This window comes from Archaeoglobus neptunius, from assembly GCF_016757965.1.
Lineage (GTDB): Archaea > Halobacteriota > Archaeoglobi > Archaeoglobales > Archaeoglobaceae > Archaeoglobus > Archaeoglobus neptunius.
Genome location: NZ_JAEKIW010000030.1, coordinates 1 through 487 on the forward strand (window position 1 = coordinate 1; position 487 = coordinate 487).

The 487-nt window shown below is 51.3% G+C and carries 1 protein-coding gene; it reads right to left on the minus strand.

Translation table 11 applies throughout. From position 1 onward, the window contains the following. On the minus strand, positions 1 to 487 hold a 487-nt coding region (locus tag JFQ59_RS12345; protein ID WP_230972516.1), incomplete at both ends, for a methyl-accepting chemotaxis protein.

Sequence of the window (487 nt, forward strand, 5' to 3'; positions counted from 1 at the left end):
CGTCCGCAACAACGGCAAACCCTCTGCCATGCTCTCCTGCCCTTGCAGCCTCAATTGCTGCATTAAGGGCGAGGAGATTGGTCTGGTCTGCAATGGATTTGATTCTCTCCGTAACCTTTCCTATGTTTCTAACCGCAAGCTCGAGGGTTTCCACAACCTTTGCGGCGTTTTCAACTTCGTCGACGATGGTCTTCATTATTTCGAGGGCTCTGGCTCCCTCCTCCTTCGCTATTCTCGCATTCTCTTCTGCCTCTGAGGCGAAATTCGCCGATTCTTCAGATTTAACGGTGAGGTTTCTGAAGACCTGCTCTGCTGCCTTCAGATCGGCAGTCGAGGCGTTTGCAAGTCTTGAAAGATTCTCACTTCCCGTGGCGATCTGCTGTGAAGCTGATGAAATCTGCTGCATGCCGGCATTCATCTGATTTACGGCCTCATTCGCTTCTCTGACCTGCTCTGCGGTTTCTTTCATATCCTCCGCCAGTCTTCT